Origin of the sequence: Acidovorax sp. Root70 (assembly GCF_001428225.1) — a bacterium.
Taxonomy (GTDB): Bacteria; Pseudomonadota; Gammaproteobacteria; order Burkholderiales; family Burkholderiaceae_C; genus Acidovorax.
This window is the reverse complement of the sequence record NZ_LMHQ01000012.1, coordinates 362,583-378,366: the sequence shown is the minus strand read 5'-3', so window position 1 is coordinate 378,366 and position 15,784 is coordinate 362,583. Positions and strand designations below refer to the sequence as shown.

Here is a 15,784-nt window from a genome sequence, read left to right as displayed (position 1 = left end):
GCGGGCCGAGGCGCGGGCGCCGGTGCTGCAGCCCGGGGCGCTGCTGCAGGAGCCCGGGTGGCCACGGCCCCCACGTTAAACACCGACACCGCTTGCGCCAGGTGCTGTGCCTGGTCGCGCATCGAGGCGGCTGCGGCCGTGGACTCTTCCACCAGTGCCGCGTTCTGCTGTGTCATCTGATCGAGGTGCGTGACCGCCTGGTTGACCTGCGCGATGCCGTCGCGCTGTTCTGTCGAGGATGCCGTGATCTCGCCAATCAGGTCGCTCACGCGCTGCACGCTGGCAACGATCTCTTCCATGCTCTGTCCGGCCTGCGCCACCTGGGCCGAACCCGATTCCACGTTCTCTACGCTGGCACTGATCAGGGTTTTGATCTCCTTGGCTGCCTCGGCGCTGCGCTGGGCCAGGCTGCGCACTTCGCTGGCCACCACGGCAAAGCCCCGACCCTGTTCGCCCGCACGGGCCGCTTCCACCGCAGCGTTCAGCGCCAGGATGTTGGTCTGGAAGGCGATGCCGTCGATGGTGCCGATGATGTCGCTGATCTTGCGGCTGCTGTCGGTGATCTGCTGCATGCTGGTGACCACCTGACCCACCACTTCACCACCCCGCGCTGCCGCCTGGGCCGCCGTGCCAGCGAGCTGGTTGGCCTGGCGGGCCGTGTCGGCCGACTGGCTCACCGTGGCTGTGAGCTGCTCCATGCTGGCTGCGGTTTCTTCCAGGTTCGAGGCGGTCTGTTCGGTACGCGCCGACAGGTCGTGGTTGCCGTTGGCAATCTCGATGGATGCGGACGACACCGAATCCACCCCCTGGCGCACCTCGCTCACCACACCTCGCAGCTGCGCCGACATCGTCGACANCCTGGCCGAGCGCACCGTCTCCGTTTCGAGGCGGTCTGTTCGGTACGCGCCGACAGGTCGTGGTTGCCGTTGGCAATCTCGATGGATGCGGACGACACCGAATCCACCCCCTGGCGCACCTCGCTCACCACACCTCGCAGCTGCGCCGACATCGTCGACAAGGCCCGCGTGAGCACACCCAACTCGTCCTTGCGGTCATCTTGAAGATCCAGCGTGAGGTCCCCTGCCGAGATGGCTTCGGCCAGCACCACTGCCCTATCGAGCGGGCGGGTGATGGAGCGCACCAGCAGGGCCGCCAACAGCATGCCCAGGGCCACTACAGCGATGGCCGCTGCAGCCCCGATGAGAACGAGGTTGCCGCGTGTGTCGCGGGCAGCCTGCACCGCAGCATCGCGCTGCCGCTCTTGCACCGCCACGAATTTGTCGATCGACTCCAGGTAGGCCACCACCTTGGGGCGGTAAACCTTCTCTACATAGGCTTGCTTGGCGGCTGCGTCGCCGGCGTCGGTTAGCTCCTTGAGCTTGTCGGTCTGGCCACGGACATCGGCACGTGCGGCGGCCACTGCAGCGAGTGCCGCCTTGTCCTCAGGGGACACCGCCGCCTTGTTGATCTTTTCCTGCACCGGGGTGATGCGTGCGGTGAGCGCCGCCACCCGGGTATCAAAATCTGCCTTGAGGGCCTGGTCGGTGGTCACAAACCCGGCCATCGACATGGTAACGGCCACTTCCGCCAAGCCACGCCAGCTGACTGCCGTGGTGATGGCCGACTCGTACTTGTTGACGGACTCTTCGGTCGCAGCAGTTACCTGCCGTCCATACCACTGTGTCCAGACGGCGGCCACCAGCATCAGCGCCAGCAAACCAAGAATCACGCTCCACATCTTGTGGGCGACGCGCAGGTCATTGAATTTCATGGTTGCTCCTGATGCTCTGCGAGAACCGCAAGGTTCCGCGTTGTTATTGTTTCTTGCCCGAGGGAAACCACAACCTCATCGTTGATGTTAGCCCCGGCTGAACACCCACCGACAACGCACAGTGTAGATGTAACAAGTGTTAATGGATTCCGTGGGGCGCGTTATCAGTACAAGCCCTAAAATGAATCGGTGACCTCCATCCTCAACGCCGACCTGCACTGCCATTCCGTCGTTTCCGACGGAACCCTCACGCCCGAAAACCTGGCCGCGCGGGCCAAAGCCAACGGGGTCGAGCTGTGGGCGCTGACGGACCATGACGAGATCGGTGGCCAGCACCGTGCGGCAGCTGCCGCCCGCGCCCAAGGCATGGCCTATCTGACGGGCACGGAGATTTCGGTCACCTTTGCCGACACCACCGTCCACATCGTGGGCCTGGGCTTTGACCCTGACGACACCCAGCTGGCCCAAGGCCTGGCCGCCACACGCGGCGGGCGCGGCGAACGGGCGCAAGAGATGGCAGCCCAGCTGGCCCAGGTGGGCATCAAGGGCGCCTACGAAGGGGCGCTGCAGTTTGTGGGCAACCCGGCACTCATCTCGCGCACACATTTCGCGCGTTTTCTGGTCGAAACCGGCGTATGCAAAGACACTTCCGAGGTGTTTCGCAAGTTCCTGACCGAAGGCAAACCCGGCTATGTGCCCCACCGCTGGGCCAGCCTGGGCGACGCCGTGCGCTGGATCACGCAGGCCGGGGGCATGGCGGTGATCGCCCACCCGGCCCGCTACAAGTTCAGCGCCAATGAAGAATTCGCGCTGTTCTCCGAATTCAAGCAGCATGGCGGGCGCGCGGTCGAGGTCGTCACGGGCAGCCACAGTGCGGCCGAATACGTGACCTATGCAGACATGGCGCAGGAGTTTGGCCTGGCCGCATCGCGTGGCAGCGACTTCCACAGCCCCGACGAATCGCACACCGACCTGGGTACGCTGCCGTTGCTGCCCGGCGCATTGACCCCCGTGTGGGAGCTGCTGTCCGACCGGATTTTGCGATGACGGCACGCGCCGCATCGGGCGCACCGGCGTCCAGCAACCGCCCCGTGAAGGGTGGTGCCCAGGTGCGCTGCTCCCTGCATCATTGAGAACCAGCCCCTATGGCCCAGTATTTCGAAGCCCATCCAGACAACCCGCAACCCCGGCTGCTCAAGCAGGCCGCGCTGTTGCTACAAAAGGGCGGCATCGTGGCCGTCCCTACGGACTCCAGCTACGCGCTGGTCTGCCACCTGGACGACAAGGACGCGGTGGACCGCCTGCGCCGCATCCGCCAGGTGGACGAAAAGCATCACCTCACGCTGCTGTGCCGCGACCTGTCGGAACTGGCCAACTATGCGCGGGTGGACAACCGCCAGTACCGCCTGCTCAAGCTGGGCACCCCGGGGCCGTACACCTTCATCCTCGAAGCCACCAAGGAAGTGCCCCGCCGCGTGAGCCACCCTTCGCGCAAGACCATTGGCCTGCGGGTGCCCGACCGCAAGGGCCTGCAGCTACTGCTGGAGCTGCACGGCGCCCCGCTGCTGGCCACCACGCTGATCCCTGCGGGCGAAACCGAGCCCCTGAACGACCCGCAGGAAATCCGCGAGCGCTATGAAAAGCTGGTGGACGCCATCGTGGATGCCGGGGCCTGCCCGCTGGAGCCCACCACGGTGGTGGACCTCACCCCCATGGGCACTGGCGGCGATCCGGTGGTGGTGCGCGAAGGCCGGGGCAGCGTGCAGGCATTGGGGTTGTAAAAGCCCGCTGAAAAGCGGCGCAGCGCTCAACGCAGTCGCTGCCAAGGGCCCGCGCCACCATGGAGCTGGCTCTGCCAGACCGTCCGTGGTGTCCCCTGAACGCGAAGCCGCGCAGCGGCCCCGGGAGCTACAGCTTGAACGCTCCGACCGCCTGCTCCAGATCGCATGCCTGCGCCGACAGTGCTGACGCCGTGGTCACCGCCTGTTGCACCAGCGAAGCCGTCTCCTGCGTGCCGCCATCCATGTGTGACACCGCCACGTTGACATGGCTGATGGCCTCGCTCTGCTCGCGCAGGGCTGTGGAGATTTCACCCAGCAGCGCGCTGACTTGGCCCACGGCGCCCACGATTTCCTCCATGGTCTTGCCCGCCTTGCCCACCTGACCAGCGCCGCTTTCGACCTGTTCGACTGACGCGCTGATCAGCGCCTTGATCTCGCGGGCCGCCACCGCGCTGCGCTGGGCCAGGTTGCGCACCTCGCTGGCCACCACCGCAAAGCCACGGCCCTGCTCGCCAGCACGGGCGGCTTCCACGGCGGCGTTGAGTGCCAGGATGTTGGTCTGGAAGGCGATGCCCTCGATGACCTGGATGATGTCCACGATCTTGCGCGAGCTGCCGCTGATGGCCTGCATGGTCTGCACCACTTCGCCCACCACCGAGCCGCCCTGCTCGGCAATCGCCGACGCCTGCACGGCCAAGTCGCTGGCCGAATGGGCACGCTCGGCGTTCTGGCGCACGGTGGCCGTGAGCTGCTCCATGCTGGCCGCCGTCTCGGTCAGGGATGACACCTGGTCTTCCGCGCGGCGCGACAGGTCGGTATTGCCGTGACCAATGTCTGCCGCAGAGGCAGTGATCGAATCGGTGCTTTGCTTGATGCGGGACACCAGGTCGGTCAGCGTGTCCTCCATGGTGCCCAGCGCGCCCAGCAGGCGGCCAAAGTCCCCTTCCAGGTCGGAGTTGAACTCCTGGCTCAGGTCGCCCGAGGCCACGGTTTCCGCAATCAGGATGGCCTGGTTGAGCGGCGCCACGATGCTGGCGCGCAGGCTGAGCATGGCCACCAGGGCCAGCGCAAACACCACCACACTGCAACCAATGACCCAGGTGCGCGCACTTTGCAGCTGCGCCAGCGCCGCCTGGGCCGGTGGCGTGGCGCCCTGCAGCGCCTGCTCGGCACCACCGATGCCAGACAGCGCCATCACCATCAACAGCAGCACGACCAGTGCGAGGCCGCCAAACGCCAGCAACAGGCGCGTTCCGATCTTCAAGTTGTTCCACATGGCTTCAGTGTCTCCAGGCCTGTTGTATGTCGTTGTGGGAGGTGCCTCCACACAGGACCACGCGCCGTGTGTCGCGGTCCGCGGGCAAGAGGCAGATGCTAGCAACGAACACCCCCTGCAAAACCCCCATCGGCATACGTACAACCCACAACAGCGCCCGGCACCATCGCATGTGCACACGCGCAGCGTCACCCTTGCAACGCCGGGGACAGCGGAGCGTCTGAGACAATCCCGGCGTGGACACCTCCAATCTCATCCAAACCGTTCTGATCTACGCCCTGCCGGTGCTGTTTGCCATCACCGTGCATGAGGCGGCCCATGGCTACGCGGCACGCCACTTTGGCGACAACACCGCGTACATGATGGGGCGCATCACGCTCAACCCCTTCAAGCACATCGACCCGGTCGGCACCATCCTGATGCCGCTGCTGCTGTACTTTGCGACCTCGGGCGCCTTTTTGTTCGGCTATGCCAAGCCGGTGCCGGTGAACTTCGGCAACCTGCGCAACCCCAAGAAGCACATGGTGTGGGTGGCCTTGGCCGGGCCCGCATCCAACTTCATCCAGGCCATCGCCTGGGCCGTGCTGCTGGTGGTGCTGGTGGGCACGGGGATTGAGGAGCGCTTCTTCCTGGAAATGGCGCGCGCCGGGGTCATGGTCAACCTGGTGATGTGGGCGTTCAACCTGTTTCCGCTGCCGCCGCTCGATGGCGGGCGCATCCTGGTGGGCCTATTGCCCTGGCGGCAGGCGCACATGGTGTCGCGCATCGAGCCCTGGGGCTTTTTCATCGTGATGGGCCTGGTGATTGCCGGGGTGGTGGGCACGCTGTGGCTGCGCCCCCTGATGGCCGCGGGCTACACCGCCATCAACCTGTTGCTCACCCCGCTGACGGCCTTGCTGCGCTGAGCGCAGCAGCAGCCCGCCACTTCCTGTTCATTTGATTTGCTGAGTTCTTGTTTCCCATGAGCACCACCCGTTTTCTGACCGGCATCACCACCACCGGCACCCCCCACCTGGGCAACTTCGTCGGCTCCATCCGCCCCTCGGTGGCGGCCAGCCTCACGCCCGGCGTGCAAAGCTTTTACTTTCTGGCCGACTACCACGCACTCATCAAGTGCGAAGACCCGGTGCGCATCCAGCGCTCCACGCTGGAGATCGCGGCCAGCTGGCTGGCCGCAGGGCTCAACCCCGAGAAGGTCACTTTCTACCGCCAGTCCGACATCCCCGAGATTCCCGAACTGACCTGGCTGCTGACCTGCGTGACCGGCAAAGGTTTGCTGAACCGCGCGCACGCCTACAAGGCCAGCGTGGACAAGAACACCGCCGCCGGGCGCGAGCAGGACGACGGCGTGACCGCAGGCCTGTTCATGTACCCCGTGCTGATGGGCGCGGACATTTTGATGTTCAAGGCCCACAAGGTGCCGGTGGGCCGCGACCAGATCCAGCACATCGAGATGGCCCGCGATATGGCAGCCAGCTTCAACCACCTGTACGGCGAGCACTTCGTGCTGCCCGAGGCGGCCATCGACGACCATGTGGCCACACTGCCCGGGCTGGACGGCCGCAAGATGAGCAAGAGCTACGACAACACCATTCCGCTGTTCAGCTCGCGTGCCCAGCTGCAAAAGCTCATCGGCGGCATCCTGACCGACTCGCGCTCGCCCGGCGAAGCCAAAGAGGTCGAAGGCTCGGCCCTGTTCCAGATCTACCAGGCCTTCGCCACGCCCGAAGAGACCGAGGCCCTGCGCAAGGCCTATGCCGATGGCATCGCCTGGGGCGACGCCAAGCACCTGCTGCTGGAGCGCGTGGACCAAGTGATCGCCCCCATGCGCGCACAGTACGAGGAGCTCATCCACAACCCCGCCCGCATCGAGCAAACCCTGCTGGCCGGGGCCGAGCGCGCCCGCGCGCTGGCCACGCCCTTCATCCGCGAACTGCGCAGCGCCGTGGGCCTGCGCAGCTTGGTGCAGGCCAGCACGGCCGCCAAACCGGCCAAGGCTGCCAAGACCGCCCTGCCCGCTTTCAAGCAGTACCGCGAGGCCGACGGCAAGTTCTACTTCAAGCTCGTGGCCGCCGACGGCCGCCTGCTGCTGCAGAGCACGGGCTTCGACGCACCCAAGGAGGCCGGCCAGGCCATTGCCCAGTTGCAAAAGGACAGCGCAGCGCTGCAGACACTGGCCCCGCGCCTGGCACCGGTGGACGGCGTGGACGCCGCCGAAGTGACGGCCGCCCTGCAGGCGCTGGCCGAAGCCGCCGCAGCTGCATAAGCTGCGCGACCGGTCCGTCGCGGCACCGGACAAGAGGTCGCTCATTTTTCAATAGCAATCAAGGCATATACAGATTGCGCCTCTGGCCTGAATGACTACAAATCGAGTGCGATACAGCCGCCCGTGCACCCACCCACGCCCCCTCCTGAGGGGCACCGGCCGCCCAGCAGGGCGCACATGTGCGTAAACTGGGTTCCCTGATCTGCTCGGGAGACTCCCATGAGACTGCTGTGTGCCTCGATGTCAGTGCTGGCCTTGCTGGCCGGTTGCAATGCCACCAACCCCTACGGCCCCTCGGGCCCCATGGCCTCGGGTCGCGACCGCACCTTCAGCGTGCCAGTCTATGGGCCCGACACCTCTCAAGCGTATGCGGCGGCCAGCCGCGAATGCCAGCGCATGGCCCTGCACGCCAAACTGCTGCGCAACGACGGCTCGCGCCTGGTGTTTGAATGCGTGAGCGAGTTGCAGGACAAGCCTTGAGGCCAGCCGCCCCACCAGCATGCCGCCGCTGGGCGAGCGCTGCGGTCTTGCTGGCGCTTTCTGCGCTGATCGTAGGCTGCCAGCACACGCCGTCTACCCCTGCAGGCACGGCCACGTCGCCCTGGGTCAACAGCCTGGGTATGGCCTTTGTCCGTGTGCCTGCGGGCACTTTCTGGATGGGGGGCGTGCCGCCCGTCGAGGCGCTGGAAAAGACCTTTCCGTTGCTGGAGCGCAAGCGCCTGACCGATCTGGCGGATGAATCGCCAGCGCATGAGGTGCACATCACGCGCGACTTTTACCTCGGCCAGCATGAGGTCACCGTGGGGCAGTTCCAGCGCTTTCTGGAGGCGTCCGGCTACCGGCCAGAGTCCGAGGCCGACGGCACTGGAGGTTATGGCTACAACCCCGCCTACGACCCGGCCACCACACGGCGCGGCGATGCGTTTGAGGGGCGTGACCCGCGCTACTCATGGCGTAACCCCGGCTTTGCGCAGGGCCCGGACCACCCCGTGGTGAACGTGACCTGGAACGACGCGCAGGCCATGGCCCAGTGGCTCAGCCGCACCGAGGGCCACCGCTACCGCCTACCCACCGAGGCGGAGTGGGAATACGCCTGCCGTGCGGGCAGCCGCAGCCTGTACCCCCATGGCGACAACCCGCAAGAGCTGGTGTCTGCCGGCAACACCTTCGATCAGGCTGCGGCCCCGCAGTGGCCACGCTGGCGCCAGCAAGCGCTGGCAGGCAACGACGGATACGCCTTCACAGCGCCGATAGGCCGCTTTGCACCCAATGCGTTCGGGCTGTACGACATGCTGGGCAACGCCTGGGAGTGGACGGGTGACTGGCATGGCGACACCTACTACGCCGAGTCCCCACGCAATGACCCTATCGGTCCTGCAGAGGGCAGCGTGCGCGTGCGCCGGGGTGGCTCGTGGCACACCTGGGCGCTCTATGCACGCTGCGGTTACCGCAACTGGAACAGCCCGGAGACCCGCTACACACTGGTCGGCATGCGGTTGGTGCGCGAGATCGAAGCCGCACCCTGACGGGTGTCACCATTGATTCGGGGTGGCAGGTTGTCCTTTGGACAGGGAGAACCATTCGCACCACCGCCCTGAACGACGATGCGCCGGAGCCCGCCCCTCGGATGACCGCCCCCAACTGCTAACAGGGCGAGGCGGAGGGCACACGCAGAAAGTCAAGCACCGCGCGCCGATCGCCCTGGAACACGATGCGGTCCGCCCGGCTTTGCCGCTGGTAGGCATACATCGGGTCGTAGTAGTCGCGCATCAGTGCCGCGATCCAGTCCCGGTGCAGCGACAGGTCTCCATGACTGCGTTGCCGCGCCAGCGCTTCCTGCATCGACGCGCGCAACGCCTGGTAGCGGTCACCCCCCAGGCGCTTGGCGAGCTTGCCCAGGCTGTCGAGCAGCCGGGCGGCAAACAGGTCAGCTCCCGTCGCCTCGCCGTGGACGGCCACAAAATCCGCACATTGCTGCTGCACGTAGTCCCGCAAAATGCGCTCCAGTCGAGCATCGAAAGGATCTTCGAGGCAGACGATAGGCACCTGCTCCAGCCGCTGGCGCAGTTCCAGCGGCACCGAGCAACTGCCCACGTGGCGCCCTTCATCTTCCAGCACGAAGGTCTCGTGGCCTCCTGCGCGCTTCTTGAGCACGTCGATGGCCAACCGGTTCTCAAAGTCGATCTGCGTGGGCTGGCCGCTGACGCGCTGGCCAAAACTGGAGCCGCGGTGGTTGGCGTGGCCTTCCAGGTCCAATCCATTGGCCAATTGCTCAATCACTTCAGTCTTGCCGGTGCCGGTCAGGCCACTGAGCACCACAAACCCGCACTGCGCCGCTGCAGCCTGCGTGGTGCCGATGAGGAACCCGCGCATGGCCTTGTAGCCCCCGACCACCCGGGGGTAGTCGATGCTCGCTTCGTTCAGCAGCCATTGCTGCACGATCTGCGAGCGCAACCCGCCACGAAAGCAGTACAGCACGCCCTGCGGATGCGCCCGCGCAAACTGCGCCCATGCCTCGATGCGCTGGCGCTTGATGGTGCCCGACACCAACTGGTGCCCCAGCGCAATCGCGGCCTCCTGACCCTTGTGCTTGTAGCAGGTGCCCACTTGCTGGCGCTCGCCATCGTCCATCAGGGGAAGGTTGACCACGCCCGGAAACGCGCCCTGCCCAAACTCCACCGGCGCGCGCACGTCCATCATGGGCACATCGTTCAGAAAGATGTGCCGGTAGTCCGTGAGGTTGGTGGGCATCAACGCAGCTCGACGGCAAAGGCCTGTCGCGGGGTGAGCTGACCGATGGGCTTCAGCGCCAGGCCCAGTTCTGCGGCCACCTGCAGAAACTCGGCCTCGCCCTCGAGGCTCACGGCCACCAGCAGCCCCCCGCTGGTCTGGGGGTCGCACAGCAGGTGCTTTTGCACGTCCGCCAGGGGCGCAATCTTCGCGCCGTAGCTGTCAAAGTTGCGCAGCGTGCCGCCGGGCACACAGCCCTGGTCCATGTAGTATTCCACCCCCTCCAGTCGCGGCACCGCCGCGTAGTCAATCACGGCGCTCAAACCGCTGCCCTCGGCCATCTCGACCAGGTGCCCCAACAGGCCGAAGCCAGTCACATCCGTCATGGCCTTCACGCCCGCCAGTCGGCCGAATCGGCTCCCTGGCCGGTTGAGCGTGCACATCAGGTCGCGCGCCACGCCCACATCCTCGGGCCGCAGCTTGGCCTTTTTTTCGGCAGTGGTCAGGATGCCGATCCCGAGAGGCTTGGTCAGGTACAGTCGGCAACCCGCGGTGGCCGTGTCGTTGCGCTTGAGGTGGCGCTTTTCGACGATGCCCGTCACCGCCAGGCCGAAGATGGGCTCCGGCGCATCGATGGAGTGCCCGCCTGCCAGGGGAATGCCTGCCGCATCGCACACCGCACGCCCACCGCGCACCACCTCACGCGCCACCTCGGGCGGCAGCACATTCACAGGCCACCCCAGGATGGCAATGGCCATCAGCGGATCGGCACCCATGGCGTAGATGTCGCTGATCGCGTTGGTGGCAGCAATGCGCCCGAAATCGTACGGGTCATCCACGATGGGCATGAAGAAATCGGTGGTGGACACCACGCCGCGCTCCGCATCCAAGGCATACACCGCCGCATCGTCCCGCGAGGTGTTGCCCACCCAGAGCCGCGGGTCCAGGTGCTGCGCCCCACTGCCCGCCAGGATCACGTCCAGCACCTTGGGGCTGATCTTGCAGCCGCAGCCTGCGCCGTGGCTGTACTGGGTCAGGCGAATGGGGGATGTTGTCAAGGTCTCTGGGAGCATGCGAGGTTCTTTCGTGGCATCGGGCGCGGGTCGCGCAACCCGTATTCTGGCGCTGCAGGGAAACGCGGCCATGCATCGCAATCAATAACCTGCCAATCCCGCGTCTGCACGGTGATGCCCACACAGCGGCAAATCTGCGAGCCTCTTTACCCGCAGCACCCGAAGTGGGCTATCCAGGCGCCTGAAGTGTCCCAACGGCCCCAAAGAAAAAGGCCCTGTGCTATTGATTAAATAGCTACAGGGCCTTGATACTGGCGGAGAGGGTGGGATTCGAACCCACGGTAGTGTTGCCACTACGCCTGATTTCGAGTCAGACCTTTGAATCATTTCGCAATGTTGATTGGCGCTGATAGAATCATTACAAATCAACATCTTACGAAATCGTCACTGGAAAAAATCACAGTGACTGTGTTGATTGAAATTCCCCAACATTGGGATTTTTTGGCTACATGGTGGCTACATGAGTGATCCGTGTAGCCAGAAATGCCGGAGACATCAGCATGGCCCGCCCTAAAAAAGCCGACGCGCCCGACCTGTCCGAACGGGTGAACTTGACCGCCGGGGCAATCGAGCGCCTGACCTGCCCTAACGGCAAGCAACAGGCCTTCATGCGCGACACCGAAGCGCCGGGCCTGCGCGTGCGTGTGACTGCGGCAGGTGCCAAGTCGTTTGTCTATGAGGCGAAGCTGAACCGCCAAACAATTCGCCGCACCCTTGGGGATGTAAAGCTGTGGAGCATTGAAGAGGCACGCATCGAAGCCCGCCGCCTTGCCGTGGTGCTGGATAACGGACAAGACCCCAGAGAGATAGAGCGCAAGCAACGCGCCGATAAGGACGCAGCCAAGGCCGCCGCCGCTGCCAAGGCTGTGACCGTTGGCGAGGTATGGGCCGTTTACTTGGACGCCCGCCGCCTGCGCTGGGGAGAGCGCCACTACAGCGAGCACCTTTTGCTGGTGAAGCCCGGCGGAGTTGCATCTAAGCGGGCTGCTGGTGGCGTGACTGCACCCGGCATCCTGCATCCGCTGGTGGGGCTTGCGCTCCGTGACTTGACCGCGCCTGTTATTGAGGCATGGGCCGCGCGCGAGACACAAACCCGCCCGGCGGCTGCCCGCCTTGCGTGGCGATGTCTGAAAGCATTTCTAAGCTGGTGCGCGGAACAGCCGGAATATGCGCCAGTGCTGCCCAGCGCAAACCCTGCCAAAACAAAGAAGGCCCGCGAGTCACTGGGTAAGGCAGGAGTGAAGCAAGACGCATTGCTTAAAGAGCAATTGCCCGCATGGTTTGCCGCCGTTCGACAGCAACAAAACCCAGTAGTGGCCGCATATTTGCAAACGCTGCTTTTGACGGGTGCCCGCGCTGGTGAAGTGCTGGGCCTGCGCTGGGAGGATGTGAACACCAAATGGCGCGGCTTGACTATCCGCGATAAGGACGCCAGCAAAGGAGGTGTGGACGGCGTGCGCGTCATTCCCTTGACGCCTTACGTTTGGCATCTGCTGCAAGCCCTGCCGCGCCGCAATGAATGGGTTTTCTCAAGCGCCAGCGCCAAAGGTGGCCGCATTGTCATCGCCCGAAATAACCACCATGACGCCTGCGCTGTAGCCGGTATTGAAGGGCTGACCATCCACGGCTTGCGCCGGTCGTTCAAGAGCCTGACCGAGTGGCTAGAAATCCCCGCTGGTGTCGTGGCTCAAATCATGGGCCACAAGCCCAGCGCGACCGCTGAAAAGCACTACACGGTGCGTCCGCTGGACCTTCTGCGCGTACACCATGAGCGCATCGAGTCGTGGATTCTGGAACAGGCGGGCATCCATTTCGATGTCCAAGCCCAACCCGGTGGGCTGCGTGTAGTCGCCGCCGCGTAGATCAATTTGCCCCAGCTAGGCCCGCGAACCGAAAAGCGGGTTTCCCTGCCCGCCTGCTGGGGCTCCTATTCAGGGTTGCACTGAGGGCGTGCCATGAAGTACGAGGGTGAACTTAAGAAAGCAGTCGTTAGACGACGGCTGGGTTTGCTATCAGACACCAATGCCGAGGCAGAGCGGATCACCGTTGAGGTGTTCTCGAAGCTGCCAGCGCTCTTTGACGCGCATGGAGTCCAACCCGGAGACTGGATGGCTCTCGCTATCGAACTTGCAAAAACGCATGTGCCGGGCTTTCAAGTGAATGACCCACCCGGCGCACCTACCAAATGGTGCATTACCGAAAAAGCCGAGTTTCGGATTGATGTGGATTCAGTTATCGCCGACATGCATTTGTCCATCCCAGAGGCCATCAAATTGGTGATACGTCAACCACGATGGATCGAAAAGGCAAAGCCTATGACGCTGGGGGCGCTAGAAAAACAGTACAAAACTACTGACATGCGCTGGGTCAGGGTCGTGCATGACGCAAGAGCTTGGGAAAAAATGGGTACGGATAAATAGTTCCCCAGTTTCGCACTTCCAACGGTGCGACCATCAATCTACAGTTGCAGCAACAGGTCAACGCAGCTATGCGCCGCCTGTGCCCCTGCCAAGTCGGCCGGGGCAACCCTAACGCCGAGACGGCGCAGGAGATTAGCAATGCAATCTACGACCACGCGACAGCCGCAAGCGCTGACCGCATCCCAGCACACCAGCCTGATCCAACAGGCTGCATCTGAGCACCAGAAGTTCCCAGCGCTGGATCAAGTCAACCGCCCCACGGTTCCGACTGAGCAAGCGGCCTACTACCTGTTACGCCGCCCGCAGACACTGCGCGGCTGGGCCTGCGCTGAGACCTTCCCAGAAGGCCTGCGGCCTGTTCGTATCAATGGCCGTCTGGGCTGGCCTGTAGCGGGCATCCGCGCCGTGTTGGGGGTGCTGTAAATGAGCGCCGCGATCAACCGAATAATGCTCGCGCTGTGGTGCGCTACCCCTTCTCGCTGGTTTCGGAAAGGGGGCCGCAAATGACAAAGCCTGCCGCTCCATCAAAGATTCAATTGGGCTTTTTCCCCGAGGCTGCCACCCACGATTCCAGCGAGCACCCCGCGAAGTTTCAAGGCACAGACAACCCGCGCGAGCTGCGCGCGCTGGACTTCCTGCTGCGCCGTCCGTCTGTACCCCGTGAGGCTTTTGATCGGGAAGTGGGTTGCGCGAACGGCCCCGACCTGATTCGGCGACTGCGTGAACATGGACTCGGAAAAGCGCACCTACCTTGCACCCGCATAGAGGTTATCGACCGAGACGGCTGCATTGCTCGCCCAGGCATTTACTGGTTGACGCCGCAAGGACGCCGCGCTGTTCTCCAATGGCTCGCCAAACGCGGGCAAGGCGGCGCGCATGGCTGAGAGCATCGCCCACTTTGCCGTAAAAAGCATTGGCCTATCGCGCGTGAATGGCCGCAAGCCCTGCACCTTGCTGGAGGCCGCCCGGCACAACCTGCGCGAAATACAGGCGGAGCAAGGTGCTAGAGGCCACATAGACCCGACCCGCACACACGGCAACACCGTTTTGCATGGGCCTGCTACGGCTGCCGAGGTGTGTGCCCATGCCGAGGCTTTGCAGGCCGGTGCGGGCATCGTTCGCGGGAGTCTGCGACGTGATCATTGTCAAGCCATCGAGGCGGTATTCAGCCTGCCTCAACAGGCCGCAGTACCTGACCCTGCCGACTACTTCGCAAAGTGCCTTGCGTGGCTGGCAGGTGCGCTGGCGCTGCCGGTGCTGAGTGCAGTAGTCCACCGCGATGAGGCCGCGACACACCTGCATGTGTTGCTGCTGCCGGTGAAGGATGGCGCGCACGTCGGCAGCGCACCTATCGACCGCGCAGCCTTGAAGCGGCTGCGGGAAAGGTTCTTTGCGAAGGTGGCCGGGCCTGCTGGCCTGAAACACGCGGGCGCGAAGGTGCGCGGCATGGCGAAGCAATGGGCCATTGCAGCGGTTTTTCGACGCTGTGAGGTGCTGGGGCTTCCCGCCGCGAATGGGCCGCTGTGGCCCTATCTGGTGGCCTGCATCGAGCGTGACCCGACCGCCGCAATGTTGGCATTGGGAATCGACGCAAACACCATCCGTCCATCGGACAAGACACCGCACAGTGAGCCCGCACCAAGCCCCATAGGGATTGAATCAAACCCCATAGGGTTTCAAAAGGAGGGGGAGAAACATCGAACCCTATCCTGTGTAGGGTTCGCCCATTCCCCACCCTCAAAACAGCCCCTGCCTGCCATCACTTCGTCGGCGAAGTTGTGGGACATCGTGGGCCGCCGTTCACAGTGGACGGCACCACATCAAGACCGCCTGCGTGTAGCCCGCGCAGCGCAGCAACAGGCCATTGCACGGCACTCGCACAAGCGGCCACAGCAAAGACCAGCACCCGCTCTGCGCATTGGTGACGACGGACTGACCCGAGAGCGCGACGAGTACAGCCACGACCTGAGCGCGTGGGACTGACCCCCATGCAGTCGACCCCAACCAAACAAGCCACGACCATGCAAACCAAATTGACCCACCACCACCTGACCGCCGAAGCTGTGAATGACAAGCACGGGCGGGCCATCCTGCTGACCCAACAGGACGGCATAGACGAGCCGCATTGCGTGCTGGTGCATCCGTTCCAGCTTCGCGCAGTCTGCGAGCAGTTCGGGATCATCGCCAGCGACCTTCAAGCGGCAAAGAGCATCGCTACCCTACAAAGGAGGATTCAGGGGCTGCATGAGCGGATAGAGGCCCTTGCCGATTGGATGACGCAGCACAGCGACCAGCGACACGCAGACCTGACCTACGAAATCACGCAGCTACAGGCCCTGCAAGACATCGCGCGCGAGTGGTGCGCAGACATCGTGGACAACGTGCGGACAGAAAGCGGACAAGGTGCGGACACATCGGGGCTTGAACCTGGCACGACCGCTGCGCAAGGTTCGTTGCTCTGAAAAAC

Annotated in this window: 16 protein-coding genes and 1 pseudogene; 12 read left to right on the top strand and 5 right to left on the bottom strand. The window is 64.2% G+C overall.

Annotated features, from left to right (window positions below; all coding sequences use genetic code 11):
* A pseudogene (locus tag ASD94_RS09355) lies at positions 1-856 on the bottom strand (methyl-accepting chemotaxis protein); the annotation flags it as partial.
* Between the two features lies 1 nt (position 857).
* The coding region (locus ASD94_RS24275; RefSeq protein ID WP_369818053.1) for a HAMP domain-containing protein at positions 858-1,705 on the bottom strand (848 nt) is incomplete at its 3' end.
* Between the two features lie 255 nt (positions 1,706-1,960).
* Here ASD94_RS24275 and ASD94_RS09345 point away from each other — a divergent pair.
* Together ASD94_RS09345 and ASD94_RS09340 are read left to right on the top strand one after the other, a co-directional pair.
* Positions 1,961-2,818, top strand: coding sequence for a 3',5'-nucleoside bisphosphate phosphatase (locus ASD94_RS09345; RefSeq protein WP_056641722.1), 858 nt, complete (start codon positions 1,961-1,963; stop codon positions 2,816-2,818).
* Positions 2,819-2,916: 98 nt separating this feature from the next.
* Positions 2,917-3,552, top strand: a complete 636-nt coding sequence (locus tag ASD94_RS09340) for an L-threonylcarbamoyladenylate synthase (protein WP_056641719.1) — start codon at positions 2,917-2,919, stop codon at positions 3,550-3,552.
* Between the two features lie 127 nt (positions 3,553-3,679).
* Here the strand turns inward: ASD94_RS09340 and ASD94_RS09335 are convergent, their stop codons facing one another.
* Positions 3,680-4,828 carry a methyl-accepting chemotaxis protein gene (locus ASD94_RS09335; RefSeq protein WP_056641717.1) on the bottom strand — a complete coding sequence of 383 codons (1,149 nt, stop codon included), beginning with the start codon at positions 4,826-4,828 and terminating at the stop codon, positions 3,680-3,682.
* Between the two features lie 236 nt (positions 4,829-5,064).
* Between ASD94_RS09335 and ASD94_RS09330 the strand changes: the two genes are divergently transcribed.
* The 4 genes from ASD94_RS09330 to ASD94_RS09315 all read left to right on the top strand — a co-directional run bounded on the left by ASD94_RS09330 (position 5,065) and on the right by ASD94_RS09315 (position 8,620).
* Positions 5,065-5,733 carry a site-2 protease family protein gene (locus ASD94_RS09330; protein ID WP_056641712.1) on the top strand — a complete coding sequence of 223 codons (669 nt, stop codon included), beginning with the start codon at positions 5,065-5,067 and terminating at the stop codon, positions 5,731-5,733.
* Between the two features lie 56 nt (positions 5,734-5,789).
* Positions 5,790-7,094 carry a tryptophan--tRNA ligase gene (locus ASD94_RS09325; RefSeq protein ID WP_056641709.1) on the top strand — a complete coding sequence of 435 codons (1,305 nt, stop codon included), beginning with the start codon at positions 5,790-5,792 and terminating at the stop codon, positions 7,092-7,094.
* Positions 7,095-7,313: 219 nt separating this feature from the next.
* Complete coding sequence (locus ASD94_RS09320) at positions 7,314-7,574, top strand: hypothetical protein (protein WP_056641706.1); 261 nt, start codon at positions 7,314-7,316, stop codon at positions 7,572-7,574.
* A gap of 140 nt (positions 7,575-7,714) precedes the next feature.
* Positions 7,715-8,620: a formylglycine-generating enzyme family protein gene (locus tag ASD94_RS09315; protein WP_235510610.1), complete on the top strand. Its 906-nt coding sequence runs from the start codon at positions 7,715-7,717 to the stop codon at positions 8,618-8,620.
* Between the two features lie 118 nt (positions 8,621-8,738).
* Here the strand turns inward: ASD94_RS09315 and mnmH are convergent, their stop codons facing one another.
* Positions 8,739-9,845: a tRNA 2-selenouridine(34) synthase MnmH gene (mnmH, locus tag ASD94_RS09310; protein WP_056641699.1), complete on the bottom strand. Its 1,107-nt coding sequence runs from the start codon at positions 9,843-9,845 to the stop codon at positions 8,739-8,741.
* Positions 9,845-10,897: a selenide, water dikinase SelD gene (gene selD, locus ASD94_RS09305; protein WP_056641696.1), complete on the bottom strand. Its 1,053-nt coding sequence runs from the start codon at positions 10,895-10,897 to the stop codon at positions 9,845-9,847. The genes mnmH and selD overlap by 1 nt, the downstream gene beginning before the upstream one ends.
* Positions 10,898-11,397: 500 nt before the next feature.
* On the opposite strand from selD, the gene ASD94_RS09300 reads away from it, so the two are divergent.
* The 6 genes from ASD94_RS09300 (at position 11,398) to ASD94_RS09275 (ending at position 15,779) form a co-directional block, all read left to right on the top strand.
* On the top strand, positions 11,398-12,759 hold the full coding sequence (locus ASD94_RS09300) for a site-specific integrase (protein ID WP_056641691.1): 1,362 nt from the start codon (positions 11,398-11,400) through the stop codon (positions 12,757-12,759).
* A gap of 93 nt (positions 12,760-12,852) precedes the next feature.
* Complete coding sequence (locus ASD94_RS09295; RefSeq protein WP_056641688.1) at positions 12,853-13,317, top strand: hypothetical protein; 465 nt, start codon at positions 12,853-12,855, stop codon at positions 13,315-13,317.
* A gap of 138 nt (positions 13,318-13,455) precedes the next feature.
* On the top strand, positions 13,456-13,740 hold the full coding sequence (locus ASD94_RS09290) for a hypothetical protein (RefSeq protein ID WP_082576815.1): 285 nt from the start codon (positions 13,456-13,458) through the stop codon (positions 13,738-13,740).
* An 80-nt stretch (positions 13,741-13,820) separates the two neighbouring features.
* Entirely contained in the window at positions 13,821-14,201 is a 381-nt protein-coding gene (locus ASD94_RS23140) for a hypothetical protein (protein WP_235510608.1), read from the top strand.
* Complete coding sequence (locus ASD94_RS23135; RefSeq protein ID WP_082576813.1) at positions 14,194-15,300, top strand: plasmid recombination protein; 1,107 nt, start codon at positions 14,194-14,196, stop codon at positions 15,298-15,300. The genes ASD94_RS23140 and ASD94_RS23135 overlap by 8 nt, the downstream gene beginning before the upstream one ends.
* Before the next feature lie 38 nt (positions 15,301-15,338).
* A complete protein-coding gene (locus ASD94_RS09275; RefSeq protein ID WP_235510606.1) occupies positions 15,339-15,779 on the top strand; it encodes a hypothetical protein in 441 nt (146 codons plus the stop codon).
* Positions 15,780-15,784 lie beyond the last annotated feature (5 nt).

Bases quoted from the DNA above. Each gene is read 5' to 3' on its own strand.
- ASD94_RS09340 (WP_056641719.1), top strand. From the start codon at position 2,917: ATGGCCCAGTATTTCGAAGCCCATCCAGACAACCCGCAACCCCGGCTG.
- ASD94_RS09335 (WP_056641717.1), bottom strand. From the start codon at position 4,828: ATGTGGAACAACTTGAAGATCGGAACGCGCCTGTTGCTGGCGTTTGGC.
- ASD94_RS09325 (WP_056641709.1), top strand. From the start codon at position 5,790: ATGAGCACCACCCGTTTTCTGACCGGCATCACCACCACCGGCACCCCC.
- ASD94_RS09320 (WP_056641706.1), top strand. From the start codon at position 7,314: ATGAGACTGCTGTGTGCCTCGATGTCAGTGCTGGCCTTGCTGGCCGGT.
- ASD94_RS09315 (WP_235510610.1), top strand. From the start codon at position 7,715: ATGGCCTTTGTCCGTGTGCCTGCGGGCACTTTCTGGATGGGGGGCGTG.
- mnmH (WP_056641699.1), bottom strand. From the start codon at position 9,845: ATGCCCACCAACCTCACGGACTACCGGCACATCTTTCTGAACGATGTG.
- selD (WP_056641696.1), bottom strand. From the start codon at position 10,897: ATGCTCCCAGAGACCTTGACAACATCCCCCATTCGCCTGACCCAGTAC.
- ASD94_RS09300 (WP_056641691.1), top strand. From the start codon at position 11,398: ATGGCCCGCCCTAAAAAAGCCGACGCGCCCGACCTGTCCGAACGGGTG.
- ASD94_RS09295 (WP_056641688.1), top strand. From the start codon at position 12,853: ATGAAGTACGAGGGTGAACTTAAGAAAGCAGTCGTTAGACGACGGCTG.
- ASD94_RS09290 (WP_082576815.1), top strand. From the start codon at position 13,456: ATGCAATCTACGACCACGCGACAGCCGCAAGCGCTGACCGCATCCCAG.
- ASD94_RS23140 (WP_235510608.1), top strand. From the start codon at position 13,821: ATGACAAAGCCTGCCGCTCCATCAAAGATTCAATTGGGCTTTTTCCCC.
- ASD94_RS23135 (WP_082576813.1), top strand. From the start codon at position 14,194: ATGGCTGAGAGCATCGCCCACTTTGCCGTAAAAAGCATTGGCCTATCG.
- ASD94_RS09275 (WP_235510606.1), top strand. From the start codon at position 15,339: ATGCAAACCAAATTGACCCACCACCACCTGACCGCCGAAGCTGTGAAT.